This is a genomic window from Tenacibaculum xiamenense (assembly GCF_964513065.1).
In the GTDB taxonomy this organism is placed as follows: domain Bacteria; phylum Bacteroidota; class Bacteroidia; order Flavobacteriales; family Flavobacteriaceae; genus Polaribacter; species Polaribacter xiamenense.
The window spans coordinates 570,925-597,274 of record NZ_CAZEQU010000033.1 but is presented as its reverse complement, the minus strand read 5'-3'; the positions used below and the strand labels follow the sequence as shown (position 1 = coordinate 597,274).

23 protein-coding genes and 1 other RNA gene are annotated in these 26,350 nt (G+C 31.1%); 14 read left to right on the top strand and 10 right to left on the bottom strand.

Translation table 11 applies throughout. From position 1 onward, the window contains the following. Positions 1–24: 24 nt before the first annotated feature. The gene (locus ACKTTV_RS13670; RefSeq protein ID WP_408031406.1) at positions 25–1,170 is read right to left on the bottom strand and encodes a glycosyltransferase; all 1,146 of its coding nucleotides are present in this window, start codon (positions 1,168–1,170) and stop codon (positions 25–27) included. Between the two features lie 62 nt (positions 1,171–1,232). Between ACKTTV_RS13670 and ACKTTV_RS13665 the strand changes: the two genes are divergently transcribed. Genes ACKTTV_RS13665 through ACKTTV_RS13650 form a run of 4 tightly spaced genes read left to right on the top strand, consistent with a single transcriptional unit; the run spans position 1,233 to position 5,541 of the window. Continuing rightward, positions 1,233–2,300, top strand: coding sequence for a glycosyltransferase family 2 protein (locus ACKTTV_RS13665; RefSeq protein WP_408031405.1), 1,068 nt, complete (start codon positions 1,233–1,235; stop codon positions 2,298–2,300). Next, positions 2,293–3,534: a glycosyltransferase gene (locus tag ACKTTV_RS13660; protein ID WP_408031404.1), complete on the top strand. Its 1,242-nt coding sequence runs from the start codon at positions 2,293–2,295 to the stop codon at positions 3,532–3,534. The genes ACKTTV_RS13665 and ACKTTV_RS13660 overlap by 8 nt, the downstream gene beginning before the upstream one ends. A gap of 23 nt (positions 3,535–3,557) precedes the next feature. After that, entirely contained in the window at positions 3,558–4,115 is a 558-nt protein-coding gene (locus tag ACKTTV_RS13655; protein ID WP_408031403.1) for an L-threonylcarbamoyladenylate synthase, read from the top strand. A gap of 4 nt (positions 4,116–4,119) precedes the next feature. Next, a complete protein-coding gene (locus ACKTTV_RS13650) occupies positions 4,120–5,541 on the top strand; it encodes a CCA tRNA nucleotidyltransferase (protein WP_408031402.1) in 1,422 nt (473 codons plus the stop codon). On the opposite strand, the gene ACKTTV_RS13645 is transcribed toward ACKTTV_RS13650, so the two are convergent. From ACKTTV_RS13645 to ACKTTV_RS13625, 5 genes are all read right to left on the bottom strand, one after another. Beyond that, entirely contained in the window at positions 5,538–6,476 is a 939-nt protein-coding gene (locus ACKTTV_RS13645; protein ID WP_408031401.1) for a glycosyl transferase family 90, read from the bottom strand. The two genes, ACKTTV_RS13650 and ACKTTV_RS13645, sit on opposite strands and share 4 nt — an antisense overlap. Then, positions 6,476–8,191, bottom strand: coding sequence for an ABC transporter ATP-binding protein (locus ACKTTV_RS13640; RefSeq protein ID WP_408031400.1), 1,716 nt, complete (start codon positions 8,189–8,191; stop codon positions 6,476–6,478). The genes ACKTTV_RS13645 and ACKTTV_RS13640 overlap by 1 nt, the downstream gene beginning before the upstream one ends. Positions 8,192–8,294: 103 nt before the next feature. Next, entirely contained in the window at positions 8,295–10,001 is a 1,707-nt protein-coding gene (locus tag ACKTTV_RS13635; RefSeq protein ID WP_408031399.1) for a phospho-sugar mutase, read from the bottom strand. 33 nt (positions 10,002–10,034) lie between these two features. Further along, positions 10,035–10,991 (bottom strand): glycosyltransferase family 2 protein, encoded by a 957-nt coding sequence (locus ACKTTV_RS13630; protein WP_408031398.1) that lies wholly within the window; start codon positions 10,989–10,991, stop codon positions 10,035–10,037. Between the two features lie 75 nt (positions 10,992–11,066). Next, positions 11,067–11,585: a DUF4199 domain-containing protein gene (locus tag ACKTTV_RS13625; RefSeq protein ID WP_408031397.1), complete on the bottom strand. Its 519-nt coding sequence runs from the start codon at positions 11,583–11,585 to the stop codon at positions 11,067–11,069. A 176-nt stretch (positions 11,586–11,761) separates the two neighbouring features. Between ACKTTV_RS13625 and ffs the strand changes: the two genes are divergently transcribed. After that, positions 11,762–11,860, top strand: an RNA gene (gene ffs, locus ACKTTV_RS13620) — signal recognition particle sRNA small type. Positions 11,861–11,885: 25 nt separating this feature from the next. Here the strand turns inward: ffs and xerA are convergent. After that, the gene (xerA, locus tag ACKTTV_RS13615; protein ID WP_408031396.1) at positions 11,886–12,797 is read right to left on the bottom strand and encodes a site-specific tyrosine recombinase/integron integrase; all 912 of its coding nucleotides are present in this window, start codon (positions 12,795–12,797) and stop codon (positions 11,886–11,888) included. A gap of 89 nt (positions 12,798–12,886) precedes the next feature. Between xerA and ACKTTV_RS13610 the strand changes: the two genes are divergently transcribed. The 5 genes from ACKTTV_RS13610 (at position 12,887) to ACKTTV_RS13590 (ending at position 16,296) form a co-directional block, all read left to right on the top strand. Beyond that, entirely contained in the window at positions 12,887–13,435 is a 549-nt protein-coding gene (locus ACKTTV_RS13610) for a DUF3575 domain-containing protein (protein WP_408031395.1), read from the top strand. A 245-nt stretch (positions 13,436–13,680) separates the two neighbouring features. Further along, a complete protein-coding gene (locus tag ACKTTV_RS13605; RefSeq protein ID WP_408031394.1) occupies positions 13,681–14,208 on the top strand; it encodes a porin family protein in 528 nt (175 codons plus the stop codon). A gap of 138 nt (positions 14,209–14,346) precedes the next feature. Then, on the top strand, positions 14,347–14,847 hold the full coding sequence (locus tag ACKTTV_RS13600; RefSeq protein WP_408031393.1) for an outer membrane beta-barrel protein: 501 nt from the start codon (positions 14,347–14,349) through the stop codon (positions 14,845–14,847). A 234-nt stretch (positions 14,848–15,081) separates the two neighbouring features. Continuing rightward, on the top strand, positions 15,082–15,582 hold the full coding sequence (locus ACKTTV_RS13595; RefSeq protein WP_408031392.1) for a hypothetical protein: 501 nt from the start codon (positions 15,082–15,084) through the stop codon (positions 15,580–15,582). Between the two features lie 93 nt (positions 15,583–15,675). Beyond that, complete coding sequence (locus ACKTTV_RS13590; protein WP_408031391.1) at positions 15,676–16,296, top strand: porin family protein; 621 nt, start codon at positions 15,676–15,678, stop codon at positions 16,294–16,296. A gap of 60 nt (positions 16,297–16,356) precedes the next feature. Here the strand turns inward: ACKTTV_RS13590 and ACKTTV_RS13585 are convergent, their stop codons facing one another. The 3 genes from ACKTTV_RS13585 to ACKTTV_RS13575 form a co-directional block, all read right to left on the bottom strand. Beyond that, positions 16,357–17,040 carry a response regulator gene (locus ACKTTV_RS13585; protein ID WP_408031390.1) on the bottom strand — a complete coding sequence of 228 codons (684 nt, stop codon included), beginning with the start codon at positions 17,038–17,040 and terminating at the stop codon, positions 16,357–16,359. Continuing rightward, positions 17,030–19,048, bottom strand: coding sequence for an ATP-binding protein (locus ACKTTV_RS13580; RefSeq protein ID WP_408031389.1), 2,019 nt, complete (start codon positions 19,046–19,048; stop codon positions 17,030–17,032). Before ACKTTV_RS13580 ends, ACKTTV_RS13585 begins: the two co-directional genes overlap by 11 nt. A 64-nt stretch (positions 19,049–19,112) precedes the next feature. Continuing rightward, positions 19,113–19,304 carry a hypothetical protein gene (locus tag ACKTTV_RS13575; protein ID WP_408031388.1) on the bottom strand — a complete coding sequence of 64 codons (192 nt, stop codon included), beginning with the start codon at positions 19,302–19,304 and terminating at the stop codon, positions 19,113–19,115. Between the two features lie 1,718 nt (positions 19,305–21,022). On the opposite strand from ACKTTV_RS13575, the gene ACKTTV_RS13570 reads away from it, so the two are divergent. From ACKTTV_RS13570 to ACKTTV_RS13555, 4 genes are all read left to right on the top strand, one after another. Continuing rightward, positions 21,023–22,543, top strand: coding sequence for a PhoX family protein (locus ACKTTV_RS13570; protein ID WP_408031387.1), 1,521 nt, complete (start codon positions 21,023–21,025; stop codon positions 22,541–22,543). A gap of 5 nt (positions 22,544–22,548) precedes the next feature. Further along, positions 22,549–24,327: a cytochrome-c peroxidase gene (locus ACKTTV_RS13565; RefSeq protein ID WP_408031386.1), complete on the top strand. Its 1,779-nt coding sequence runs from the start codon at positions 22,549–22,551 to the stop codon at positions 24,325–24,327. Between the two features lie 105 nt (positions 24,328–24,432). Further along, complete coding sequence (locus ACKTTV_RS13560) at positions 24,433–25,164, top strand: DUF6503 family protein (protein WP_408031385.1); 732 nt, start codon at positions 24,433–24,435, stop codon at positions 25,162–25,164. A gap of 45 nt (positions 25,165–25,209) precedes the next feature. Further along, positions 25,210–26,343 (top strand): helix-turn-helix domain-containing protein, encoded by a 1,134-nt coding sequence (locus ACKTTV_RS13555; protein ID WP_408031384.1) that lies wholly within the window; start codon positions 25,210–25,212, stop codon positions 26,341–26,343. Positions 26,344–26,350 lie beyond the last annotated feature (7 nt).

Genomic DNA, 26,350 nt, shown 5'->3' with positions numbered 1-26,350 from the left:
ATTTATTCATTTTCAATGAATATTTTACTTTTCAAACTCGAAAAAATAATCAAGCTTTTTAAATACAATATTTTCATCTAAACTTTGAGTGAAAAACTCTTTACCTTCTCTCGAAATTTTGTTGTAATACTCCTCATCGTTTAATAATTTTTCTATGAAATCAGCAAACTCATGAGGGTTATTACTTACTAAACAACCGTTGTTAATTTTAGATAAGAGCCCATCCACACCTCTTTCATTACATACTACAGGAATACCATAGGATAGAGATTCAACCACTTTTATTTTTAAGCCAGTACCACTAAGCATAGGACAAATGGTTACTTTTGATGATTGATATAATTCATCTAAACTCTCAGCGAATTCTATTTTTCTAACATTTGGATAGTCATCAATTACTTGATTTACCCTTCCTACTATTGTAATTTGTATATGTTTAGGAAGTAGCGGGTAAACTTTTTCAAAAAACCATTTTGCAGAATTCAAATTATGTGGATTGTTGCTCGCAACATAAAATAAATCTATTTCTTTAGTTTCTGGTTTTTGAATAAAATTACTTTCAACCCCATGAGGTATCGTGAGAATTTCTTTCTCAGGTAAAAATTGAGAAAAAATAAATTGTTCTTCGGCAGATATGGCCCAAATAGAATCAAATTTTTTAAGTTGGTTTATTTCTGTTTTAAATAGTTTACCTAAATCCGTTCTTTTTATCTGACTAAACTGACCTGTAAAGAAATCGTGAGTATCTACTATTACCTTAGAGTTTTTGGTAAGACTCTTATTCTCAATAAAAGGAAAAAATAGAACGTAAGAAATAATTATATAATCGTAAGAATTTTCATTAAGAATATTTTCAAAGTATTTTTTCTGATTATATGATATTCTTTGAAATTGTCGAGGAAAACCTTTGATCTTGTTAGGGATAGAAGTACCAAATAAGTACTTTAATCCACTGTTTTTTCTCTTTGGAACCATATAAACATTGTTTACTAAGCCCGAGTTTTTAATATCTTCAAGTTCTTCCGGTAAAAAATCTCTTTTATGCTCTCCAACAAAATCTACAATGCAATTCCTGCTTTTAAAGTAATTTAGCAATTTATTCGCTCTTGAATTATTACCTTGGTTGATAATTAAAGGATTATCAGGGTAAAAAAATAGTATTTTTGTCATTCAAAAATTTTTCAAACAAAAATATAGAAAATAACGTTTGCTGAAAGGGATATCTTTAAAATATGAGGGAAGAAAGTAGCAATAATCTAAATAAAAAATTTAAAAAGGAGGTAGGAGAATTTCCATTTGTATCTGTAATTATTCCAATTTATAATGCAGAGAAGTTTCTTGGAGAAACTATTGATAGTGTTCAAAATCAAACACTAAAAAACATTGAAATAATTTTGGTAAATGATGGGAGTGCTGATAAAAGTAAGGAAATATGCGAAGAGAAAGCTAAAAATGATTCTAGAATAGTTTATTTGGAGCAAGGAAATCAGGGAGTTTCAATTGCCAGAAATAATGGTCTTTTAAAAGCTTCTGGTGACTATATCTATTTTATGGATGCCGATGATACCATAGATGAAGATTTTTTATCTTTTACTTATACTATTACTCAAGAATCAAAAAATGATGTCGTAGTAATTGGAGAATACTTTTGTAAAAGACTTACGAAAGTAGCCGCTTTCCCTACATGGGCGTTACTAATTTCGCACGATTTTCTAAGGAATCATAATGATGTGCGTTTCCCAGAAGGAATTCAGCCATGTGAAGATGGATTATTTTCTCATAAATTGTTTGCCTTAACAAAAAATATAGGAGCAAATCCTAGAAGTGTTTATCATTATAGAAAACATGATAATCAAAACCATGTTACAATAAATGCTAACACGTCAAAAGTAATTGAGCAAATACCGCAATGGTTTAAAATATTAGAGGAGTTTTACACTAACAACAATTTATTTGAAACTCATATCCACCATTTGGCTTTATTTATGGAACATGAACCTTTTGAGTTTCGGTATTTAAAAATGCCATTTGATGAGAGTCAAAAAGAGTTTTTACATAACTTGATTAAGAAATTTATGTATGATAGAGTGTTACCAAGTTTAAAGAAAGATGAAATGATCAGTAAGAATTTTCGTCGTTTTTTAGAATGTGATAATTTTTACGAATTCGACTCTTATTACAAGACCTATTTAAAACAACAGGAACATAAAAGAAAACTACTAATACTATTGTCTAAAGTCATTCCTTTAAGTAACTATAGGAGGAAGGTAAGAGATATGATTAATGAAAAATATGCTTAAAAAAATATTAATTGTTCAGCATCAAAACTTCATAAATGGTTCTGGAGGAACTGAAAAAATTTGCTGTTTTCTGGCAAATGAATTGTTGAGCTTAGGATATGAGGTCGAAATAGCTACGAATGAAAATAGTATTGGGCAACCAGTATTCCACCTTGATAGTAAAATTAAGATTACTAATATTTATTCAGATGATATTAATCAGAAAGAAATAAAGCCTTACGTTAATTATCATGGTAAGAACCCTTTTAAGTGGATTAAATTTAAGGTAAAAAAGAAATTAGCCAAATTATCAAACAAGAAACTTATGCTAAGCATGGGAGGGTTTGATAATGTTTACAAGTTTAATTTACATCAACGTTCGAAATTATGGAATCAATTTATACTTAGTTCTAAGCCTGATCTTATCATTACAATGACAATTGGCTCGTTGTTGGAAATTACTTATGAGAAAGAGTTTAATATTCCAATTGTAAATTCAGTAAATGGTAGACCAGATTATGATTATACTGATCAATTATGGTATAGAAGCAAAATAGATATGAAGTTTCTGAAGGAGTCTTATAAGCATTTATCGGGAATTCAAATTTTATTCAATAGTTACAAAGATTTTCTCCCAGGAACATTTAACGGGGTATGTAAAGTTATTCCAAACCCTGTTCCTCAGTTAAATGAAGTTATCAATCATTCGCAAAGTAAGGATAGATACCGTATAATTAATATGGCTTCTTTGGTTCTAGATTGTAAACAACAAGACCTAGCCTTAAAAGTTTTTGCTGAAATAGCAGAAGAATATCCAAACTGGGATTTGTTTTTTTGGGGTGAAGGTAACGGTTTAAATAAACTCGAAGAGCTTATAGAAGATTATAAATTGCAGAATAGAGTATTTCTTAAAGGTTTTACAGAGACGCCTTTAGAGGAATTAAAGAGCTCAGATATTTTTATATTTCCAAGTAAATATGAAGGATTCCCATTGGCTTTAACGGAGGCGATGTCTGTTGGGTTACCTAGTTTAGGTTTTGAAAGTTGTTCAGGGGTCAATGAGTTAATTAAGCACAATAAAACAGGGTTTTTAGCAAAAAATACTGAAGAAATGAAAAATTATCTGGAAAAATTAATGATTGATAGTAAGCTAAGACAAGATTTTGGAATAAATGCACAAAAGGATATGAGTGTTTATACATCAGAATATGTTAAAGGAGAATGGAACCAAATGATAAAAGAAGTTTTAGGTTAAGAATATAACATTATCGAAGCACTATGCAGAATATAGTTTTTGAAACAGTTACGGTTTTAGAAAATAAAGGAACAGTACTTTATCCAACGGATACGGTTTGGGGAATTGGCTGTGATGCTACAAATTATGAAGCTGTAAAGGAAGTTTATAAAATAAAAAATAGAGAGGAGTCAAAAAGCTTAATTATTTTGGTTGACTCCATTGAAATGTTGGGTAATTACTTGAAAGAAGTTCCTAAAGAAGCGTTAAGATTTTTAAATAATGTTATAAAACCAACAACTGTTATCTATTCAGGTCCGATTAATTTAGCAAAAAACACGGTTGCAAGTGATAATACAATTGCAATAAGAATTGTTCAAAACGAGTTTTGTAAAAAGTTGATAAAAGAGTTCGGAAAGCCCATAGTTTCAACTTCTGCCAATGTTAGTGGAGAGCCAACTCCAAAATCTTTTTCGGAAATTAGTCTGGCTATTGTAAATAATGTAGATTATGTGGTAAATTTGCACCAAGATAGAATAGCAGAAAAGTCATCAACTATTGTAAAAATAGAAGATGGAAATGTGCTTGTGATTAGAGAATAAAATTATGCCAGACCACTATTTTAAAGAAGCTTTAGAAAAGGAAATATTTAAATACATAAATGAAGCCACAGAAGAGTTACAATTGGAAAGCTATGTAATTGGTGGTTTTGTTAGAGACTTCATCTTAGAAAGAGGAAATGCAAAGGATATAGATGTAGTTGCTGTAGGAAGTGGTATTGCCTTGGCAGAAAAAGTAGCAGAAATTTTACCAAATAAGCCTAAAATTCAGGTTTTTAAAACATATGGAACAGCCATGTTACGTTTTAAAGATGTTGAAATTGAGTTTGTTGGAGCTAGAAAAGAATCGTATTCGGAAAACAGTAGGAATCCACAAGTATCTAGTGGTAGCTTACAAGATGACCAAAATAGAAGAGATTTTACTATCAATGCACTAGCATTAAGTTTAAATACAGAAAATTTCGGATTACTTTTAGATCCGTTTGGTGGAATTGTTGATTTAGAAAACAAATTAATTAGAACACCATTAAATCCTGATATAACATACTCTGATGATCCATTGCGTATGCTAAGGGCTATTAGATTTGCTTCTCAGTTAAATTTTCAAATTGAAGAAGAATCTTTAAAGGCTATAGAAAGGAATGCGTCTCGTATTGATATTATTACCAAAGAAAGAATTGTCGTTGAATTAAATAAGATCTTAGAATCTCCAAGACCTTCTGTAGGTTTTTTGCATCTAGAAAAAACTGGGTTATTGGATAGAATTATCCCTGAATTGACGGCATTGAAAGGAGTGGAAGAGGTAGAAGGACAGAAACATAAAGATAACTTTTATCATACATTGGAAGTTGTTGATAATATTTCTGAAAATACTGAAGATGTTTGGCTTCGTTGGGCGGCACTTCTACACGATATAGGTAAAGCCCCTACTAAAAAGTACCATAAAAAACAAGGGTGGACATTTCATTCTCATGAATTCGTAGGTTCGAAAATGGTGTTTAAGTTATTTAAAAGATTACGAATGCCATTGAATAATAAGATGAAGTTTGTTCAAAAAATGGTTTTGTTGAGTTCTCGTCCAATAGTATTGGCGTCAGAAGTTACCGATTCTGCTGTAAGACGTTTAATTTTTGATGCTGGTGATGATGTTGAGAGTTTAATGACACTTTGTGAAGCGGATATAACCACTAAAAATCCTAAGAAATTCAAAAGATATCATAAGAACTTCGAAATTGTTAGGCATAAAATTAAGGAAGTTGAGGAAAGAGATAGAGTTCGAAATTTTCAACCACCAATTACAGGAGAAGAAATAATGAAAACCTTTAGTTTAAAGCCTTGTAGAGAAATTGGTCAAATAAAAGAGGCTATTAAAGAAGCTATTTTAGACGGAACAATTCCTAATGAATATGAAGCTTCTTATGAGTTTATGATAAAAAGAGGAGAAGAACTAGGCCTAAAAAGAGCCTAGTTTTGATTCGTTTGTTTGAAAAATTGGTTCAAAACTTTTATTGAAAGCTCTTTTTCTACCTTATTATTGCGAAATTGCTGGGTCCATTCTTGAGCGTTTTTAATAATTTTTAACGCCTCATTCGGATTTTCGAGATAATAAGCTCTTTTTTCTAAAAGGTCTGAGTAGTCATCTTTTATTAAAACGTAGTGATAATCAGGAATTAACTTACCTTCCATATACCAAGTTTCAAATTTAGGTTTTGGCATTAAACATAATGAATTGGAAGACATAATCCACTTAAGATTGGTGGCTACATCAATACCTTCAATCGATAAAATGAATTTAGATTTAAGTTGTACTTCTATAGATAGATAATCTTTTTTCCAGTTTGGGTTTTCCCATGTTTTAGGACTCACGTCTCCGATGTCACAAAAAGGATGGTCATGAAATTTTTCTACAAGAAAGCGCCTATTTTCTTTATGTATTTCTCCTCTCCAAACTATTTTATCATTTTTCTCCATGAAACTTAGAGAATCATCTATAAAATGAAAATGTCTTAGTGAATCCAGTTTCATCAAAACAGAATTACCATTTTGATTTATAGGCCTACTTTTAACAAGAGTTGGAGAATCAAATGTTTCTGTAACATCACCAAAAACAAAATTAATTTTCTTGTCTTTTTGGAAGTATTTAGTGATTTTCACTAAATCGAAAAAATACATGCTTCCTTTTTTAGGACGCTTAAAATTACCAATATTTATCCATTCAACATTTGGAGTGGTATTTATATTGGAAGAAATATAGTATTTTATTCTATCTTCAATTTCCTTATTGCTGTCAATCAACCAGTTTTTTAAACGAATACGATAAAAAACGCTAGGAATTGCATGAATGATGATATGGGTTAAATAATAATAAAATTTTTGCCTTTTCAGTGCTTTAATAAACTTCATTATTCTAAAGTTTGCATGGTTACTAGTTTGTGATATTCTCCTTTAGTTTTCAAAAGTTCTTCATGCCTTCCTTTCTCAATGATTTTACCTTTTTTCATAACAACAATTAAATCGGCATTTTGAATAGTTGATAAACGGTGTGCAATAACTAATGATGTTTTGTTTTTCATCATGTTTTCTAGTGCATCTTGTACCAACTTTTCAGATTCAGTGTCTAGTGCTGATGTAGCTTCATCCAATATCATAATCGGAGGACTTTTCAATACAGCTCGGGCAATGGCAACACGTTGTTGTTGTCCACCCGATAAAGAGCTACCTCTATCACCGATATAAGTGTCGTATTTATTGTCGAGATCTTTCAAAAATTCATGGGCATTGGCAACCTCGGCTGCATTTTGAATATCTTCAACTTGAGCATCAGGATTACTCAATGCAATGTTATTGGATGCAGTATCATTGAACAGCGTAGGGCTTTGTGTAACTACCCCCATTAAGCTGCGAAGCGATTTTTTGGTCACGTCTTTTATGTTGTGGCCATCAATGTATATTCCTCCTTCGTTAACATCATAAAAACGAGTTATTAAGTTTGCTAGCGTAGATTTACCGCTTCCAGATTGTCCCACCAAGGCAACGGTTTTCCCTTTTGGTATTTTTAACGAAAAATTTTCTAGAACATAATTTTCTCCGTATTTAAATGAAATATCTTTGAACTCAATTTCACTGTTGAACTCTTTAAGCTCAATACTATCTTTTTTATCTTCTAATAGGTTTTTTGTATCTAATATTTCAAAAATACGTTGAGCAGCAGCATTTCCTTTTTTAATTTCATTATTAGCTTTAGCCATTGCTTTTGCAGGGGTAAGAACATTATAGGCTGCCGCCATAAAGGCAATGAAAGTACCTCCTAATAATGATTGGTCAATTAAGACCATTTTTCCTCCATACCATAAAAGACCTGCAATAGTAACAATACCTAAAAACTCACTGGTTGGACTAGCTAATGCTTCACGGGTACTCATTTTATTAGATAATGTTCTGACTTCTTCAGACTGATCTAAAAAACGTTTTGAGAATAGTCCCTCACCATTAAAAGCTTTGATAATTTTAAGACCAGAAATACTTTCTTCTATAATACCTAATAGGTTTCCACTTTTTTCAAAAATCTCAGATGATTGCTGTTTAATTCTCTTACTGATAATTGATATGATAAATCCAGCAACAGGAATAAATGTAAAGATGAATATAGATAGCTCCCAGCTAGTTTTTATCATAAAAATTAACGTGAAAATTATATTTAATGGTTCACGGATAAACGTAATAACTAGATTTAAATAGGTTTCATTGATAATACCAATGTCTCCCGTTGCTCTATTGATAAGGTCACCCTTTTTTTGTTCAGCGAAGAACGGAAGAGGTAAACTAATTATTTTATTATACATAATAGCTCGTAAATCTTTTAAAACGCTATTTTTCAAAAATATCATGGTCAGCTGACCTAGGTAATTGAAAATGTTTTTTAAAAGAAATACAGCAACAACGACTAAAACTACATAGAGTAATGTTCTTTCTGCACCAAAGGTTTCATTGGTGTAGGTAACCCAATAATTTAAGAGGTCACCTAAATAGTCTTTGTTTAAAGACTCATAAAAGCCTTTGTATACTGGTTTTGTATATACTTTTTCTGTTTCACCAAACAATATATTCAAAGTTGGCATAAGCACAACATATGAAAGTGTTGTAAATAGTGCGTACAGGATATTTAAGGAAATGCTTAATATCCACAATTTTTTATAAGGGGATGCGAATTTGAAAAAACGCTTAAAATAATTCATTAATTATTCGTTGTATTTTAGAATCAAGTTGTTCTTCAACGGATTTCGCATTGTCTATCGAGTCCAGTGAAGTATTTGTACTTATGTAAAATTTAATTTTTGGTTCGGTTCCACTAGGTCTAGCAGCGACTTTAGTTCCGTTTTCTGTTTCATAGATTAATACATTTGACTTAGGGATTTCGATATTAGTCTCGTTTCCAGTAATTAAATCTTTCTTTACTGAGGCCTTATAATCATATAAGAACTTTACAGTTTCACCATCAATAGTTGATAAAGGGTTATTTCTTAAATCGCTCATCATCTGTTGAATTTGAGCGGCTCCATCCATTCCTTTTTTTACTAAAGAAACAAGATGTTCTTTATAGAAATTATGACGAGTATATAGGTTTAGCAGTTCTTTGTAAAAAGAGCTTCCTTTAGATTTAGCATCTGCTGCAATTTCACAAGCGAGAAGGGCAGAGGTAACAGCATCTTTATCTCTAACAAAATCTCCAACCATATAACCAAAGCTCTCTTCACCACCTCCAATAAAATCTAGGTGAGGAAAATCTTTAATCATTTTGGCAATCCATTTGAATCCTGTTAATCCAACTTTCGTTTCAACTCCATAACTATCGGCTATTTCATTTACTAGGTTTGTAGATACTATGGTAGAACCAATAAATTGGTTTCCGTTTAGCTTACCATTCTTTTTCCAATCATTAATAAGGAAATCAGTCATTAAACTCATGGTTTGATTTCCATTTAACAATTTCATATTGCCTTCCATATCACGAACAGCAATTCCAATTCTATCCGAATCGGGATCCGTTCCTAAAACAATATCAGCATTTGTTTCATTGGCTAAATCAACAGCCATTTTTAATGCCGCAGGTTCTTCCGGATTTGGAGATTCAACCGTTGGAAATCCACCATCTGGTTCAGCTTGTTCTTCTACAATATGAACGTTCGTATATCCAGCTCTTTTTAAAACTTCAGGAATTAACTTAATCGAAGTTCCATGCAAAGAAGTAAAAACAATTTTTAAATCCTCTCTACCTTTTACATTAAAGGCTCCATTTTTTAGTGAAGCATCCCAAAAAGCTTCATCAACTTCTTTTCCTATAACAGTAACTAACTCTTCTTTTGCATTAAAGTTAATATCAGAGTAGTCCAAGCTATTTACTTCATCAATAATACCTTTATCTTGAGGAGGTACTATTTGTCCACCATCACTCCAGTAAACTTTATAACCATTATATTCTGGTGGGTTGTGAGAAGCTGTTAAAACAATACCTACATCACAATTTAGATAATTTACAGCAAAAGATAGTTCTGGTGTTGGTCTTAAATCTTCAAATAGAACTACTTTAATATTGTTAGCAGATAAAACATCTCCTACAACTTTAGCTAACCATTTACTATCATGTCTGCAATCATATCCAATCGCAACCTTTAATTCTTTCCCGGGTTTTTCCTTTATTAAGTAATTACAAAGTCCTTGAGTGGCTTTACCAATAGTATATTTATTAATTCGATTCGTACCAGCTCCAACGATTCCTCGCATTCCGCCCGTTCCAAATTCTAAATTCTTATAAAATCTATCGGAAATATCTTCAGATTGAGTATCTACCAATTGTTGAATCTCATTTTTCGTTTCAGTGTCGAAAGTGTCTGAAAGCCATTGCTTCGCTTTTACTAATATATCTTCCATAAGGTTAAATCAAAAGTTAACAAAAATACAACTTTATAAATTTAGTTGTTCTTTTATCCTATAATGTTTTTGGTGTGTATTATTTTTAGTGATTAGCTCACCTAAAAAACCAGCTAAAAATAGCAGTGTCCCTAAAATCATGGAAGTCAGTGCAATATAAAACCATGGATTATTGGTAACAAGAATTGTTTTTATGTGGTTTGCCACTCGATACAATTTCATAGCACCAATATAAAATGCAGAGAAGAAACCAAAAATAAACATTAATGTTCCCCATAAACCGAAAAAGTGCATAGGTCTTTTACCAAACTTGCTTAAAAATGAAATGGTGATTAAGTCCAAAAAACCATTGATAAATCTATCCATTCCAAATTTAGTAACTCCGTATTTGCGAGCTTGATGTTGAACCACCTTTTCACCGATTTCATTAAAACCTTCGTTTTTGGCTAATACAGGAATATATCGATGCATTTCACCACTCACTTTAACCGTTTTAACTACTTCGTTTTTATAGGCTTTTAATCCACAGTTGAAATCATTTAACTCTAGACCAGAAGTTTTTCTTGCTGCCCAGTTAAATAATTTCGAAGGTATATTCTTCGTTACTACATTATCAAATCTTTTCTTTTTCCATCCTGAAACCAAATCGAAATTGTCTTCTTGAATCATTTTATACAATTCAGGTATTTCATCTGGGCTATCCTGTAAATCGGCATCCATGGTAATAACCACATCGCCTTTTGCCATATTGAACCCAGCATCTAAGGCCTGAGATTTACCATAATTTCTTTGAAAACGAATTCCTTTAACTTCAGTATTTTTTTCTGACAATTCTTTTATGATCTTCCAAGAGCTATCATTACTACCGTCATCAATAAAAATAACTTCGTAAATAAAGTGATTGGATTGCATAACTTTTGCAATCCAATCATATAATTCTTGTAAAGATTCTTCTTCGTTAAGAAGTGGTATTACTACCGATATATTCATGTACGAATTTCTTAAATCTATAAAGTTCAAAGTTACTAGTCTTTTAAAGACTACACAACCTTTTTTATAAACTAATTAGTACTCTACTTCCTCGGTTTTTTTCATAATTGCTCCGGCAATTGCTGAAACAACAAACCCCATGAAAGCAAAGAATAATAAGCCCATTGCTATACCTAAAAAAGGACTTTGATTCTTTTGATCTTCTAAACTCTTTTCAATATCATCTTCTGATATTCCCCAGTTTTCCATGGTAGTTCTGGCAACTTCTAATTTTTGTTCAATTAGTTCAGGAGCAATTACATTTTCAAGAACATAATTAAAACCTAAAGCCAATACACCCCATACCATTGCTATTCCTACTCCAATTTTTACCGCTTGTCCCCAAGTAAGATAACCATTGTTTAAAGACTTAAACTTTCGAATACCTAAAACTAATAGGGTAAGAGGGGCTATTGAAGCAATTAGAGAAAGTGCAATTCCTGGGTCTGCTGCTTTTCCTAGAGCATAAAAGACCAATGCTAATAGAATGCTAAGACCTCCAGCGTATAAACCATAGTTTAAAATAGTGTTTTTACTGCTTATTTGATTTTCCATTGTGTGAAATTAGTTAGTGATACAAATATATTTTTTTGATTATACTTTTCCTAATTCATTATTTTTTTTAAAAAAAGTACGACAACAATGTGTTAGTATTCAAAAACTTAAAAATGTTACAATAATTTTCTATAAATTTTATTGTTTTTTTTTGAAAAAAGACTGTACATTTGCAGCGGCAAGTCCTACACAACTAGCTCCCTTTGAATCCCCCAGGGCGGGAACGCAGCAAGGGTATTAGGTTGTAGCAGTGTGATGTAGGTAGCTTGCCTTTTTTTATGCAGTAAAGTTACCTAAAACTTAAAGTTCTTCTTTACTCCCTCTAGGGTGAAATCTGTGAACAGCTTCTCTTAAATCCTTTTTATCTAGATGAACATATATTTCAGTGGTTGTAATGCTTTCATGCCCTAATAATTGCTGAATAGCCCTTAAGTCGGCTCCGTGTTGTAATAAATAGGTTGCAAAAGAGTGTCGTAGTGTATGGGGGCCAAGTTTTTTGTTAAGATTTATCTTTTTTGCTAGATCCTTTAGGATAATAAAAATCATTTGTCGCGTTAATCTCTTCCCTCGTCTATTTAGAAAAATAATATCTTCATCGTCTTTTATAGGTATTGTTTCCGATCGAATTTCATCAATATATAAATTCAATCTTTTTATGGTTGTATGGTGTATAGGCACAAAACGATATTTATTTCCTTTTCCTAAAATTCTTATAAATCCTTCGTCAAAAAATAAATCAGATAGTTGCAAATTAATAAGTTCACTTACCCGCAATCCACAACTATAAATGGTTTCAATAATTGTTTTATTTCTTTCACCTTGAGGATGACTTAAATCTATTGCTGCAATCAAAGCATCTATTTCACTTTTCGAGAGTGTATCTGGTAGTTTTTTTGAAATATTTGGGCTTTCAATAAGATCCATTGGATTGTCTTTCCGATAATCTTCAAAAACTAAATAATCAAAAAAGTTTCTCAAACCAGAGATTAGTCTAGCTTGACTTCGAGAAGAGATGAGTTTGCTTTGTTCGTATATAAAGTCTTTAATTGTTTCTGAATCTATTGTCGTAGGAGAATGCTTTTTTTCCAGTAAATCAAGATGTTTTAAAAGCTTTTTAATGTCCCTTTTATAACTGTTTATTGAGTTTTCAGCTAACCCTCTTTCTATTTTTGTAAAAACTACAAAATCATATAAAGCTTGTTTCCAGTTCATTAAATGTATAGTGTTAAAGAAAATGTAAAAGGAAGTTTTTTATGTTAAAAATAAATATACTTTTGCCGCTCAAATATAAAAATTTAAAAATGAAAAAATTATTTATGATTGCTATGATTGCAGTAGGATTTACTGCTTATGCTCAAAAAAATGTTGTGAAAGCAAACCCATTGGCTTTATTGGGTGGATCTGACTTAGTTTCTTATGAAAGAGCTATCGGAGAAAACTCATCTGTATCTGTTAGTGGTGCTATTGGTGGTTTTAAACTTGGAGGTACAGAGTACGATTCAAAAGGTTTTGGAGCTCAGTACAGGTATTATTTCAGTGAAGCTTTAAAAGCTTGGTATGCTGGAGCTTCTGCAAGTTTTCAATTTGGTTCAGTAGAGAATAATTGGAATTCAATTTTTTCTACGGATGTAACTACTTCAAAAACAGATTTTACATCTATAAATGGAGGTGTTAGAGTTGGATACCAATGGGTATGGGAAAGCGGTTTCTCATTAGATCTTAACCTAGGAGGTGTTTATTCTTCATTCAATTATGAAGATGACAACGCAGAGGATGCTGTTTTTATTAATGGTTTAAAAGGAAGTGGTGTTTTACCAACTTTTGGATTCGGTCTAGGTTACGCGTGGTAGTCTTAAAGGAAATAAACTATATCAAAAAGGAGATTCGAAAGAGTCTCTTTTTTTGTTTTACAATTTGGGCAAATATAATTTGAGAAAGTTAAAAGCCTGATAATGTTTAAGGTGTTTTTTTTAACGTTAAAAGTTAAAATAAGGATTGATTTTTTATGTAAAATAATGACAACTTTTAACATGAAACACTTGAAAAACCATATAATTTGAATATACATTTGCACTATAGAAAACTTAATATAAAAATGAAAAAAATATTTGTCGCAACGTTAATGTTTCTGGGAATAACTGTGGCAGCGCAAGAAACTAGATTTGGTGTTACTGCTGGTTATAATATGACTACTGGAAAACTTACCGAAAAAATGCTAAAGAAAGACCGTGTAGTTACTACCAATGATTCAGGTTATTTTGTTGGTTTTTTTGTTGATTATAAGGTAAATGATAAGTTTGGAATTCAGCCAGAACTTCATTACGCAGCTGTATATACTAACGGAAATGATTCAAACTTCTTAACAGTGCCAATTTTAGCAAAATACTATATAAACGATAGGTTTAACGTACAACTAGGTCCTATGTTAGATTTAATTTTGGATGATGTTTCAGAGTTAACAAATACGTTTGGTGTTGGGGCGGCTGCAGGTTTGGGGTACGATTTTAGCGAAGATGTGTACGTCTCTGCTAGATACTCGTTTGGATTAAATAATAGAATAGACCAAGTGGATACGACTTTAAAAAGTAATTTTTTACAGGTTGGAATTGGATATAAATTTTAATCTTAGAAATGAATTATTTTCATTAAGACAGCCGTATGGTTGTCTTTTTTTATGAAATTAAGATTAAATTAACAAAATGTGTTAGGAAAATTGATGAAAATAGCTACATTTGTTCTGTAAAATTAAATTTAAAAAATTATGAAAAATTTTTTGGTTGCAGCAATGATGCTTATAGGGTTAGCTGCAAACGCACAAGAAGGAGAACTTAACGTTGGAGGTACTATTGGTTTACCTGTCGGCGATGCGAGTGACGCATTTGACGTTACTGGAGCAATTGAAGCAAATTACCTGTTTAATGTTTCTGAGAAGTTTAAGGTAGGACCTTCTGTTTCTTATTTACATTTTAACGGAGAAGGACCAGATGTGGCATTTTTACCTTTGGCCGCTGCCGCTCGTTATAGTGTTAGTGATAAGTTTATCATTGGAGCTGATTTGGGGTATGGTATTGGTGTAAGACCTGATGGTAACGATGGAGGTTTCTATTATCGTCCAATGGTTGGATACAAGGTAACTGATAAAATTACATTACATGCTAATTATGCTGCTGTAAGTAGGTCTGAGGATTTAGGTATTTTAGGAAGTGTTAGCGTAAGCACAGGAACTTTCGGAATTGGAGGAACATATTCTTTTTCTCTTTAAGAAATTTCATAAAAAAATATAGTAAAAAGCAGGGGAGTCCCTGCTTTTTTTGTTTTATGAGTTTTTAAAACACTGAAAATTAAATTCATATAACTTGTTCTAAATAACCAATTTTTCCTAGTTAAAAAACACTTAAAAATACACTTGATTTTCTTGCTTTTTTTAACATGATGAAGTGCAATAAATCTCCTATTTCAACATACATTTGTTCTACAAAAATGTAAATTAAACAATATGAAAAAATTATTAGTAGCAGCTATGATGGTATTTGGATTAGCTGCAAATGCACAAGAAAGTAGTTCAAGTCAAACTGCTCAGGGGAAATTTGTAATTGAAGCTAACACAGGTTCTGCTACAACTGGAAGCACAAGCTTTTCATTAGCGTCAGTTGATGGAAATACTGCTTGGTCTGTTGGTTTAGATGGAGGTTACTTTGTAATCGATGACTTAGCTGTTAAAGCTGGTTTAGGTTATACTGATACTGGTGCTGCAGATAGATTTAACTATAAGATCGGTGCTGAGTACTATATTCTTGGACAAATTCCTGTAGGAGTTGATTTCACTGGTTCTTCTTATACTGGAGGTAGCACTAACTGGCTTGGTTTACAAGGAGGTTATGCTTATTTCTTAGGTGAGAACGTTAGCATCAAGCCAGCTGTAAGATATAACATCGGTTTAGAAGATGGTCAAGAAGGTGTTTTCCAAGGATTAATTGGATTCGCTTTATACTTCTAAGAAGAAAGCACATTTTTTTATATGATAAACGGGAGCTAGTTTTAATTAGCTCCCGTTTTCAATTTAAGTAATTAACTATATTAAAAAAGATAAATGAAAAAGTTATTATTTGTTACATTGATGGTTTTCGGGTTAGCTGTAAACGCACAAGACATTGAATTTGGAGCAAAATCAGGATTAAGTTTCTCTAATTTGAATATTAAAAATGCCTTCGGAGCACAATCATTCGATTCATCAACAAATTTTCACTTTGGGGGTGTTGTAGAGTTTAAGTTGTCAGAAAAATTCTCAGTTCAACCTGAACTGTTATTTTCTAGACAGGGAAATGTAGCCATATTCAAAGGAGGAACAGGTGTTGTTATGATGGATTTTGAGGATAAAACACGTCTAGATTATCTCAACGTTCCGGTAATGCTGAAATATTATTTTATAAAAAAAATCAGCGTAGAAGTTGGTCCTCAAATAGGAGTTTTATTATCTGCTAAATCAATTATTGACGACAAGTCAATACCAGGAGATACACAAGAAAAAAGAGATATTAAAGATCATATTGAAAGCATAGATTTTGGTGTTAATTTCGGGGTAGGTTCTAAGTTAGAAAATGGTATTAACTTTGGTTTAAGGTATAATTTAGGGGTAACGGATATTGTAAAGAGTGATGAAAACACTTTAAAAAATAGAGTTTTTCAAGTTTTTCTAGGATATAATTTCTAAGAAAGGTATAATATTTAAAAAAAACGGGAGCTATTGTAAAATAGCTCCCGTTTTTACTTTTTATAAAAATCCTTTATCTCTTGCAACTAAGATTAATTCACGATCGTCGTTACTATCCACTTCGAATATTTTTGCTAAGTGTCGTTTCCTCTTTTGAATTCCCGCAAAAGAAAGTGGAATTACTTCTGGTAATTTTTTCATTCGATTACCAATAGAGAGTTCGTATAGTATTTTTCTGTCGATATCATCTAAAATGTATTCACTAGATAACTGTGTACGAATCATCTTCATTACCGTTTTGCTGTAATAAGGTGGCGTTGTTAACACTTCCTCAATAGCAGTTACCAATTCTTTCGGAGTAATATCATTTTTCACTAAAAATCCATCTGGATTAATTCTTCGAATAATATTATGAACTCTGTAATTATCGTTAAAAGTGGTTGAAACAATAATTTTGGATTCAGGTAAGAGTTCGTTGATTTTAAAACCTAAATCCTCACCTGATAATATTTTTCCATCGCTAGAAGGAGGGAGCCTCATGTCAAGAAAAATGATATCAATATTTTGTTTTGTTTCGGAATAATGAAGGATAATTTCTCGGGCATCATCGCAATTATGTCTAACATGAATGTCAAACGAATAGGGATTGTTTTGACTTTCAAAAAACTTAAAGGCACTTTTATAGGCCTCTGATATTAATGGATGATCATCAATAATTAAAGCAGTTAATTGTCTATTGTCCATCTTTTTTGATGTAAGGGGTGTTTATTTGTAGGGTCGTACCTACGTTAATTTCCGACGCTATCTTAATGCTTCCTTTTAATTTTTCAATTCTCGATTTTATATTTTTTATTCCTATTCCTCTTTTGCCTTTTTTTGTGTCAAAACCAATACCATTATCCTTAATTGTGGTAATAAGTTGGTTATTGCTCAATTCAAAATTCAAACTTACATGACTCGCTTTTGCATGTTTAATTATGTTTTGCAAAGCTTCCTGTATGATTCTGTATATATTAGCCTTGGATATTTCATCAACTTTTTTCCATGAAATATCCTGAGAAAACTGAATACTGTGCGTAAATTTACCAATAATACTTTTATCTTCTAATAATTGTTTAATAATAGACGTAAAATTGATATCTGTGTTATTAAAATTATCGCTCAGTTTATGAGATACATCTCTAATTTCTTTCTCTATATCTTGTAATTCATCTAGTAAACTTTGATGTTTTTCTAAAGTTTCATCATCTCCCTCTAAAGGTAAAAAACCTAATCCAAAACGAGTACCGAATAATTTCCCCAAAATTCCATCATGTAATTCTTCAGAAATTCTGTTACGTTCTTTAATACGCTCTTCTTCAACTCTGGCTTGTTGTTGTAAGGTCAATACATACACTTCCTCATTAGCCTTTTGATGCTCGGCTTCAATACGTAATTTTTCATTGTTTACCTTTTGAACACGTAAAAAGTATAACAAGCTTAAAATAAGGATTCCACCAATACTAGTAACGATAATCCAAATACGTTGTTGTGACAAACGCTCCGTTTCTTCAATATATTCATCGGTTTCAAATTCTATACGGGTAAACTTATTACGCATTCGACGTTCCGAGCTTACCAAACTGTCATTAAACTCGATATAGCGATCTAAGTATTTTTTTGAATTTTTTTTGTCAAGATTCGCAAGTTGTTTTAGAGTGGTTAAATAGGCAACACCATTTTTTAAATCTTTAGCTAACAAATTTGCTTCTCTAGCATAAAACAAAGCATTAATTGTATCTTTTCTATATTTATAAAAATCGACTATTTGTTTTTTACTATGAAGAATATCTGTCTTGTTTCCTAGCTTCATACGAATTTCTAGTGCCTTATGAAAATCATTTGAAATTTTCAAAGTGTCCTTTAAGAAAAGCTTGCAACGAGCAATATTATGTATTACTCGAGCAAATTCTTTTTCTGATAAAGTTTGTTGAGTCAATTCTTTTTGATAATTTTTTAAAGCATTTTTATATTCTTTTTTTTCAAATAATGCATCACCTATATTGTTGAATACAGCAATGTAATTACTCTTTTTTAACTTTTTTGGAATTTTTTTATAAAATTCAAGCGCTTTACTATAATAATCTATGGCTTTATTATATTCCTTTATATCATGTTGAAGAAGACCTAAATGATTATGGAGTTTATATAGATTGACATTATCATTGAGCTCTTTGAATATTTTGATAGCTTTTATATTTAGCTGTTCACTTCCAATGAAATCTTTATAATAACCTTTAATCTGTGCCATACCATAAAGCATAATACCCGCATTTTTTGATTCTCCTATTTTGTCAAAATACTGATGAGCACCGTTAAAATATTGATACGCTTTTAAAAAATTAGAATTTCTTTTATGATAAGAGGAGTAGTTCCAGTATAAATAGGCAAAAAGGTAGCTGCTTTTGAGCTTTTTCACTATTACTTCCGCTTCTTTGTTAATTTTTAAAAAATTATAAGAATCTTTTAATTTATAATATCTATAAGCAATTTCAATAAGACGATCTGCTCTTATAGAATCAGCGGTTATATGTACTGTTTGATTGTATGCTTTTTCTAATTTGTCTTTTCTTAACTCAATATTATTTTTACTAGACTTAGCCTCTTTTATCAATATATTTATACTGTCTAAAGTATTTTGACCTAGGAGGCTGTCAATTAGGACAGATTTAATAAAAACTAAGAAAAAGAAGGTTTGAAGTCTTTTGTTCATGACTTACAAATAAAAAAAAAGTCTTTGGATATTCCAAAGACTTTAATAAAATGTATAGATTTAATTAACCTCTATCAGTGTCTCCATCACTACCATCACCAGTATCCATGTTCATATTGGTTTTAGGAGTTGTTTTTGTAGTTACTGTTTCATTTTTTAGTTTATCGTGTAGTTTAAGATCTTCAGTAAGATCAGTACAAGAGGTTGTAAACACGATTAGAAATAACATAACAAAAATAGTTTTTAGCGTTTTCATAACTTAATAATTTTAAATAGTTGACAATAGTTTTCCTGGCCGCATATGAGCAGCATCAGAACATCGAATCATTTTCGATCAATTTTTATCTCGCCAAATTTTGATACAGCGATATAGCCATACACCCCATAGCAATGGGTGTGTTAGTAGAATTTTACGGACAGATTTTGCCCAACAACATTGAAGACATTTTTACTACTAAGGCCTATTGAGTACAACAGACTTCAGGAAATTCTACATTGTCATAAATTTAGGAAGCGTTTGCAATTTTGGTTTGAACGCTAGTTGATCTTAACCCTAAAATACTGGGTTAAAAGATTACGGTGTACGTAATTTTAGTAAGCGTTCCTTATAGATGAGTAAACGTCCTTTTTCATTTAGTATGTGCAATTTTAAACTTTTCATAATATTTTTATTTTTTCATATACTCTAATATACTGATAAATTACGATATTTCCAAATTTTTCACCAATTTTAACATTTTTACTATGTTATTATGTGTTATAGTTGTTAAAACCTGAGTTTAATTCAATAAAAAAGGCATCTTTACTAAGATGCCTTGGAAAATATCAATATATTATGAGCAGTTTACCGCCTCATACGTAATGGTTTCCAAAAAGCATCCTTTTCTAACGTGTTATCCGAGATCATTGTGATTACAAACTTACTTCCAAATTTTCCTCGTAAATGCATGTTTTTAGTTTTTAATAATTATTTATTTGTTTTTATTTGATGGGGCAAATATCAAAACTATTTTTCAAACCACCAAATTTATTTTTGACTTATATTGTTGTAAATCAAGTGTTTAAGTGTGTTTTTAGACAATAAAAATCCTCCCCGGAAATTATCCAGAAACTAGTTGAGTTACAACTTTCTTAAAGTCAGTAGTTTATTTCTTAAACTCAATTATTTACTATGTTTTTAAATTTTCATCATTTAATTAAAAAATATATCAAAAAAAAAAGCGTCCAAAATATTTTGGACGCTTGTTGTATTTAAATTTTTAGTCTTATCATCTATTAATATCATACACATAACGTCGGTTTTTCTGCACTAGAAGTCCTTCTAGAGCACAAAATGGCCAAATACTTCTTTGGTCATTATAAGCTATATGTAATTTCATTTTTGTCATTATAGCGCGAATATATTCTTTTTGTTAAATATAAACGAACATTTTTCTAAATATCTGCAAAAATTAACATTTGAGGATAAAAAGTAAGTCAATGACTTACTAAAAGTAAGTCATTGACTTACCACTTTCAAAAATAAGCCCAATATCTTTGCCGTGTACAAAAACGGTACATACAATATTACATAAACAATGACAGTATAATACAAGGAGCCGTCGGGGAAAATTATTATGAAAAAGTGTTTTAAGAATCAGAAACGTCCTCATTGTTTATTATTTGTTGCGAGTTAGGTTTAACTGCAGAGTATTACAAAACGATTCTTTTAACAAATTTTTATTGCCTATGAATGAAGGGGCTAAAAAAACGTCGAAACCGACGTTTTTTTCTTTTATATAGGTAATTCTTAAAAGAATATATGTATATACTATGATAGTAGTGTTTTTAGAAGCTTTATTTAGATTAGTTCTAGTTATTTATAATTTAATAAACTAGTTAACCTTTAACTTATATGAACTTAATCTTCTCATAAGACTTAGATAATTTCATCAGTGTTGTTTTGCCCTGTAAAGAATAACAAAAACGAACACAATGAAAAAAATCAACGTAAACAAGCTAACCTTGTTATCATTATCACTGGTATTATCTGCATTTGTAGGGTGTCAAGATGGAATTGACGGAAAAGATGGTGTAGATGGAATCGATGGTGCTGATGGAGCCAACGGATCAGATGGATCTGACGCTACACTATATTTGGCATCATCAAAAACACCAAACTTTTTAAAAGTTACTGGCGAATTTTCTCACTTAAAAATAAAGCCAATTTTATCGTCGGAAGATGTAATACCGAATACTCCTGATTTCGTGTATGGGTCTATGGCCGATGGAGCTGGGTTATTAGCTGAGGCGGATGGTACGTATACATTTATTAATAATATTGAAGCAGATTACTCGATAGCTCGAATTAAATTGAATGATAAATTACGACCTGTTTCTGGAGAATATATTTTAAATGCTGAAGCTACTGCAAATACCGCTCAATGTTCAGGATCGTTAATTACTCCACAAGAGCATGGATTTGGACCTTTATACTTATCTGGAGGTGAATGGGGTGGATCTTCAAAAGGAGTTTTCGCTACTGAAACGAACAAAAATGCTTCTGAAGCTGGTTCCGCTACTATGTTAACTGCAATGGGACAATGGTCCACTGAAAATGCAGTAGCATTGGGTAAAGATGCTTATGCCGATAAAACGGTTGTTTTTATTGGTGATGATAACAGTAATAACAGCGTGCCTTCAGGACAATTAGGAATGTATGTTGGAAATAGAGGTGATTTAGAAGGAGGTAAATTATATGGTTTAAAAGTTACTTCAGCAGGTATCAACTATGAAATGGATATGACTGAGGGAGCTACATATGATGCTGAATTCGTAGAATTAACTGAAAGAGAAATTACAGCTTTAGATACTGAATGTAAAACAAAAGGTGTGATGGGATTCTCAAGATTAGAGGATATTGACTGGAGAAGAGGTTCGGCTGCTAATAATAGAGAGTTGTATATGGCTGTTACAGGTAGAAATAAGCCAGGGCTCGTTGGAAAAGGAACTCTTTATGGACGTATTTATAAAGTAGTTTTAAATGAAAATGATCCAACTGGACCAGCAAAAATTACATGTTTGTTAGATGGAGATAAATTGGACGGTGTAGCTAAAGACTTCCATAGTCCAGATAATATTTTAGTAACTGAAAACTATGCTTATATCCAAGAAGATCCAAACGGGTACTTTGATACAGCTGATAAAACGCACTGGGCTCGTTTATACCAATATAATTTAAATACTGGAGAACTTAAGGTTGTTTTAGAGTGTAATCAAGAAGATGCTGCTTCTAAAGGATATGGAAATACTACAAAAGCTTGGGAAATTACAGGTATGATTGATGTTACTGATGTTGTAAATGACGGAAAGAACACATTTATGGTAATTACTCAAAATCATGGATGGGATCCTGCTGATGGAACTGCATTTACTGATCCAAATGCCAATGCAGATGTGGCTAATAGTAGAAAAGAAGGTTCTGTTTTACATATAATTACTGGATTAGAGAGATAGTATTTATGAAGTACATATTTCAAAAGGCTAAGGCATACATTTTTGTATGTCTTTTGCTTTTGACCATAGGATGTGGTCAAAAACAGAAAAAGTATGATGTCGTTGATTCTTTTGAAAAGGATATTACCAAAATCTATGGAAGTCAATTAAAGGCTTCTGCGAAATTCTTAGATAGTATGAATGTAACAGAAGCTATTGAAAAGAAGCGTGAATTATATGAACGCGCCCGCAAAAATTTCAAGCTTTTAGAACCAATTTTAGCACATACTGATAAGAATAACTATAAATCGTTGAATGCTCCGAATATTCTTATAGTAAAAGGAGAAGAAAGTTTGGATTTAAAGGTGATGAATCCCATTGGTTTTCAGGTGATCGAAGAAACACTTTATGAGGATACTTTAGATACCTTGACTCTTGAGAATTTGGTGAAGGTAACCAGTGCTCGTTTAAAGTTAATTAAAAACAACTTGAAACTTCAGTTAAAAGATTACCATATTATTTGGTTGCTGAGAGAGCAAATTACAAGAATAGCTACCACGGGAATTACAGGTTTTGATTCTCCTGTTTTAAATCAATCATTGTTAGAGTCTAGTTATACTTATGAAACTTTAAAGAACATTCTTAAATTTAAGAAATCAAAATTTTCTTCAGTAGATACTTATAACAAAATGATTAAAAGTTTCGAAGTTGCTCAAGAAGTTTTGAAATCCGATTTTAATACTTTTGATCGATTTGATTTTATAAAAGAACATACAGATCCTCAGTTAAAGTTATTATTAGAAGTTCAGGAAGATTGGAAGGTTCAATTTCCGTTTGAGTTAGGACTTAGCAACGAAATGAATACCTTATTTTCAGAGTCTGCTCTCAACAAAGATTATTTTTCTGATCTACAAAGCGATACTACTCAAATTAACGAAAAGATAGCTTTTGGTAAGGCATTGTTTAACGATGTTTCTTTATCTAAAAATTATACTATGTCATGTGCTAGCTGTCATATTAAAGATTTGGCATTTACTGATGGTAAAAGAGTTTTTGATAAAAATCAAACACGTAATACACCAACAGTAACCTATACGGCATATCAAAAAGGGTTCTTCATGGATTCAAGAGCTGGAAGTTTAGAAGGACAAGTAGTTGGAGTGGTAAAAAACCATAATGAATTCAATACTTCTATGGATTCCGTTGTGGCTAGAGTTTTAAAGAATAAAAGCTATAAGAAAAGCATTGATAACTTATACGATAACAAAAGAATACCTTATAATATAAGACATGCCATCGCTTCTTATATCAGATCATTAAATGGCTTTAGCTCAAAATTTGATAAAAACATTAGAGGAGAAGAAAATACGTTAACGGAAAACGAGAAAAACGGATTTAATCTTTTTATGGGGAAAGCGCTTTGTGCCACTTGTCATTTTGCACCAGTTTTTAATGGAACTGTGCCTCCAAACTATTTAGATACTGAAATGGAGGCTATTGGAACACCTAATTTGGCTCAAAGTGGATTAAGCGAAGATTTAGGAAGATATTATAGTTTTAAAACCGAAGAACGTAAGCACTTCTTTAAAACACCAACGATAAGAAATATAGCAAAAACTTCTCCTTATATGCATAATGGTGTTTTTGAAACACTTGAAGAGGTGGTTGATTTTTATAATAAAGGCGGGGGAGTAGGTTTAGGTTTTGATTTACCAAATCAAACTCTACCATTTGATAATTTAGAACTAACTGATCAGGAAATAAAAGATCTCGTTTCCTTTATGGAAACATTAACCGATGAATAAAAGCTGCTTCAAAGCAGCTTTTTTATTAACACAATTTTATCATATGTGAGGCAATACTTTCTCGTAATTTTGCATTTATATATCGACTAAATCAAACAAAAATTTATGCAATATTTAAAATACCTCGCTGTTTTTCTTGCAATTCTTTCTTGTAAACCCGAGTACACAGCTCAGGAAATAGTAGATATTTCTATTAAAAACGCTGGATTGGAGGTTCTTAACAATTCTGAACTCACTTTTAATTTTAGAAATAAGAGCTACGCTGCTTTAAGAAATGATGGTAACTACAATTACAGTAGAGTTGCTAAAACAGATAGTACAGTAACCAATGATGTTTTATCAAATAATGGATTTAGAAGATTTATAAATGGTGAAGAAGTTGAATTAACGGATAAACGAGTTAATCAATTGAGTAATTCTGTGAATTCAGTTCACTATTTCTCTGTTTTGCCATATGGTTTAAATGATAATGCTGTAAAAAAGAAATTGTTAGGCACTGTTTCAATTAAAGGAGTTGATTATTATAAAATTGAAGTCACATTTAATAAAGAAGGTGGGGGAGATGATTTTGACGATGTATTTTTATATTGGTTTAATAAGGAAACTCTTTTATTAGATTACCTAGCATATAAGTATCATACAAGTGGAGGTGGAATTCGTTTTAGAGATATTAAAAAAGAACATAAAGTTAATGGAACGAGATTTTTAGATTATCAAAACTTAAAACCTAAAACCATTGATATTGATTTTTATCAGATAGATAAGTTATACGAAGAAGGAAGTTTGTTAAAAGTTTCTGATATTGAATTAGTAAATATCCAACTGAGCTCAAAGTAGATATTTGATTATTATTATAACCTTTACCTTTTAAGAAAATCCCCCATGTTTTTTAAGTTCGGAATATTCATTGCTATTTTTTTAGTGATATTACTCATTTTAAAAAAAGACAAAACCAGATCAGATAGAATACTCAGTTATTGGCTTTGCTTAATAGCGGTACATCTATTTTTTTTTCATTTAAGAGATAGTGAATTAATGATAGAAATGCCTTATTTAATAGGTGTTGATTTTACTTTTCCGATTTTACAAAGCGTGTTTCTTTATTTTTATGCTAGAAGTATTACTGGAAATGGCTTATCTCTGAAGGAAACACTCGTACATTTAATTCCTGCTTTGATTTTATTAGTTACATCAATACCGTTTTTTATAATGGATGATGAAACAAAAATTAACATTGTTGTAAAGCGTACAAATCATGATTATGATTGGTATGACTATTTAAATACAATTTTTGTCATTATTTCTGGTTTTGCTTATTGTGTGGCAACGTTGTTTTTGATAGAAGAGCATAAAAAGAACATACTACACAGGTTTTCAAATACAGATAATAAAGAGCTAATCTGGTTAAAAAACTTAACAATAGGTTTGTTAATTATTTGGTTATCGGTGTTTTTAACTGATAATCCTGCTATAATTTTTTCTTTAGTTGTTCTTTTTGTTCTTTTTATCGGTTTTTTTGGTATCAATCAAATGACCATTTTTACTTCTCAAAACCAGCATAAAGAAGAGCTAAATTTATCATTACCAATTTCAAATGTTATTAATGAGGAAAGTACCGAGAATGAAATCCATATTAACGATGTAAAAAGACAATATGTAAAATCTGGGCTAACAACCGAAATGTCAGATACTATTTATGGTTTATTGAGGTCGAGAATGGAAATAGAAAAGCTATTTTTAAATAATGAGCTAACATTAACTGAATTGGCAAAGAACTTAGAGGTAAAATCGAATCATTTATCTCAAGTAATTAATGAAAGAGAAAATAAAAACTTCTATAACTATATAAATACTTTACGTGTTAACGAATTTTTACAAATTCATAAAGCTCCAGAGAACAAAAACCTTACAATTCTTGCAATGGCATTAAATTGTGGATTTAAATCTAAGTCTACATTTAACAAACATTTCAAGTTAATTACAGGGAAAACTCCCAAAGATTACATTAATTCGTAATTAATTG

Coding starts and splice junctions, on each gene's coding strand:
- ACKTTV_RS13670 (WP_408031406.1), bottom strand. CDS start 1,170: ATGACAAAAATACTATTTTTTTACCCTGATAATCCTTTAATTATCAAC.
- ACKTTV_RS13665 (WP_408031405.1), top strand. CDS start 1,233: ATGAGGGAAGAAAGTAGCAATAATCTAAATAAAAAATTTAAAAAGGAG.
- ACKTTV_RS13660 (WP_408031404.1), top strand. CDS start 2,293: ATGCTTAAAAAAATATTAATTGTTCAGCATCAAAACTTCATAAATGGT.
- ACKTTV_RS13655 (WP_408031403.1), top strand. CDS start 3,558: ATGCAGAATATAGTTTTTGAAACAGTTACGGTTTTAGAAAATAAAGGA.
- ACKTTV_RS13650 (WP_408031402.1), top strand. CDS start 4,120: ATGCCAGACCACTATTTTAAAGAAGCTTTAGAAAAGGAAATATTTAAA.
- ACKTTV_RS13645 (WP_408031401.1), bottom strand. CDS start 6,476: ATGAAGTTTATTAAAGCACTGAAAAGGCAAAAATTTTATTATTATTTA.
- ACKTTV_RS13640 (WP_408031400.1), bottom strand. CDS start 8,191: ATGCCAACTTTGAATATATTGTTTGGTGAAACAGAAAAAGTATATACA.
- ACKTTV_RS13635 (WP_408031399.1), bottom strand. CDS start 10,001: ATGGAAGATATATTAGTAAAAGCGAAGCAATGGCTTTCAGACACTTTC.
- ACKTTV_RS13630 (WP_408031398.1), bottom strand. CDS start 10,991: ATGAATATATCGGTAGTAATACCACTTCTTAACGAAGAAGAATCTTTA.
- ACKTTV_RS13625 (WP_408031397.1), bottom strand. CDS start 11,585: ATGGAAAATCAAATAAGCAGTAAAAACACTATTTTAAACTATGGTTTA.
- xerA (WP_408031396.1), bottom strand. CDS start 12,797: ATGAACTGGAAACAAGCTTTATATGATTTTGTAGTTTTTACAAAAATA.
- ACKTTV_RS13610 (WP_408031395.1), top strand. CDS start 12,887: ATGAAAAAATTATTTATGATTGCTATGATTGCAGTAGGATTTACTGCT.
- ACKTTV_RS13605 (WP_408031394.1), top strand. CDS start 13,681: ATGAAAAAAATATTTGTCGCAACGTTAATGTTTCTGGGAATAACTGTG.
- ACKTTV_RS13600 (WP_408031393.1), top strand. CDS start 14,347: ATGAAAAATTTTTTGGTTGCAGCAATGATGCTTATAGGGTTAGCTGCA.
- ACKTTV_RS13595 (WP_408031392.1), top strand. CDS start 15,082: ATGAAAAAATTATTAGTAGCAGCTATGATGGTATTTGGATTAGCTGCA.
- ACKTTV_RS13590 (WP_408031391.1), top strand. CDS start 15,676: ATGAAAAAGTTATTATTTGTTACATTGATGGTTTTCGGGTTAGCTGTA.
- ACKTTV_RS13585 (WP_408031390.1), bottom strand. CDS start 17,040: ATGGACAATAGACAATTAACTGCTTTAATTATTGATGATCATCCATTA.
- ACKTTV_RS13580 (WP_408031389.1), bottom strand. CDS start 19,048: ATGAACAAAAGACTTCAAACCTTCTTTTTCTTAGTTTTTATTAAATCT.
- ACKTTV_RS13575 (WP_408031388.1), bottom strand. CDS start 19,304: ATGAAAACGCTAAAAACTATTTTTGTTATGTTATTTCTAATCGTGTTT.
- ACKTTV_RS13570 (WP_408031387.1), top strand. CDS start 21,023: ATGAAAAAAATCAACGTAAACAAGCTAACCTTGTTATCATTATCACTG.
- ACKTTV_RS13565 (WP_408031386.1), top strand. CDS start 22,549: ATGAAGTACATATTTCAAAAGGCTAAGGCATACATTTTTGTATGTCTT.
- ACKTTV_RS13560 (WP_408031385.1), top strand. CDS start 24,433: ATGCAATATTTAAAATACCTCGCTGTTTTTCTTGCAATTCTTTCTTGT.
- ACKTTV_RS13555 (WP_408031384.1), top strand. CDS start 25,210: ATGTTTTTTAAGTTCGGAATATTCATTGCTATTTTTTTAGTGATATTA.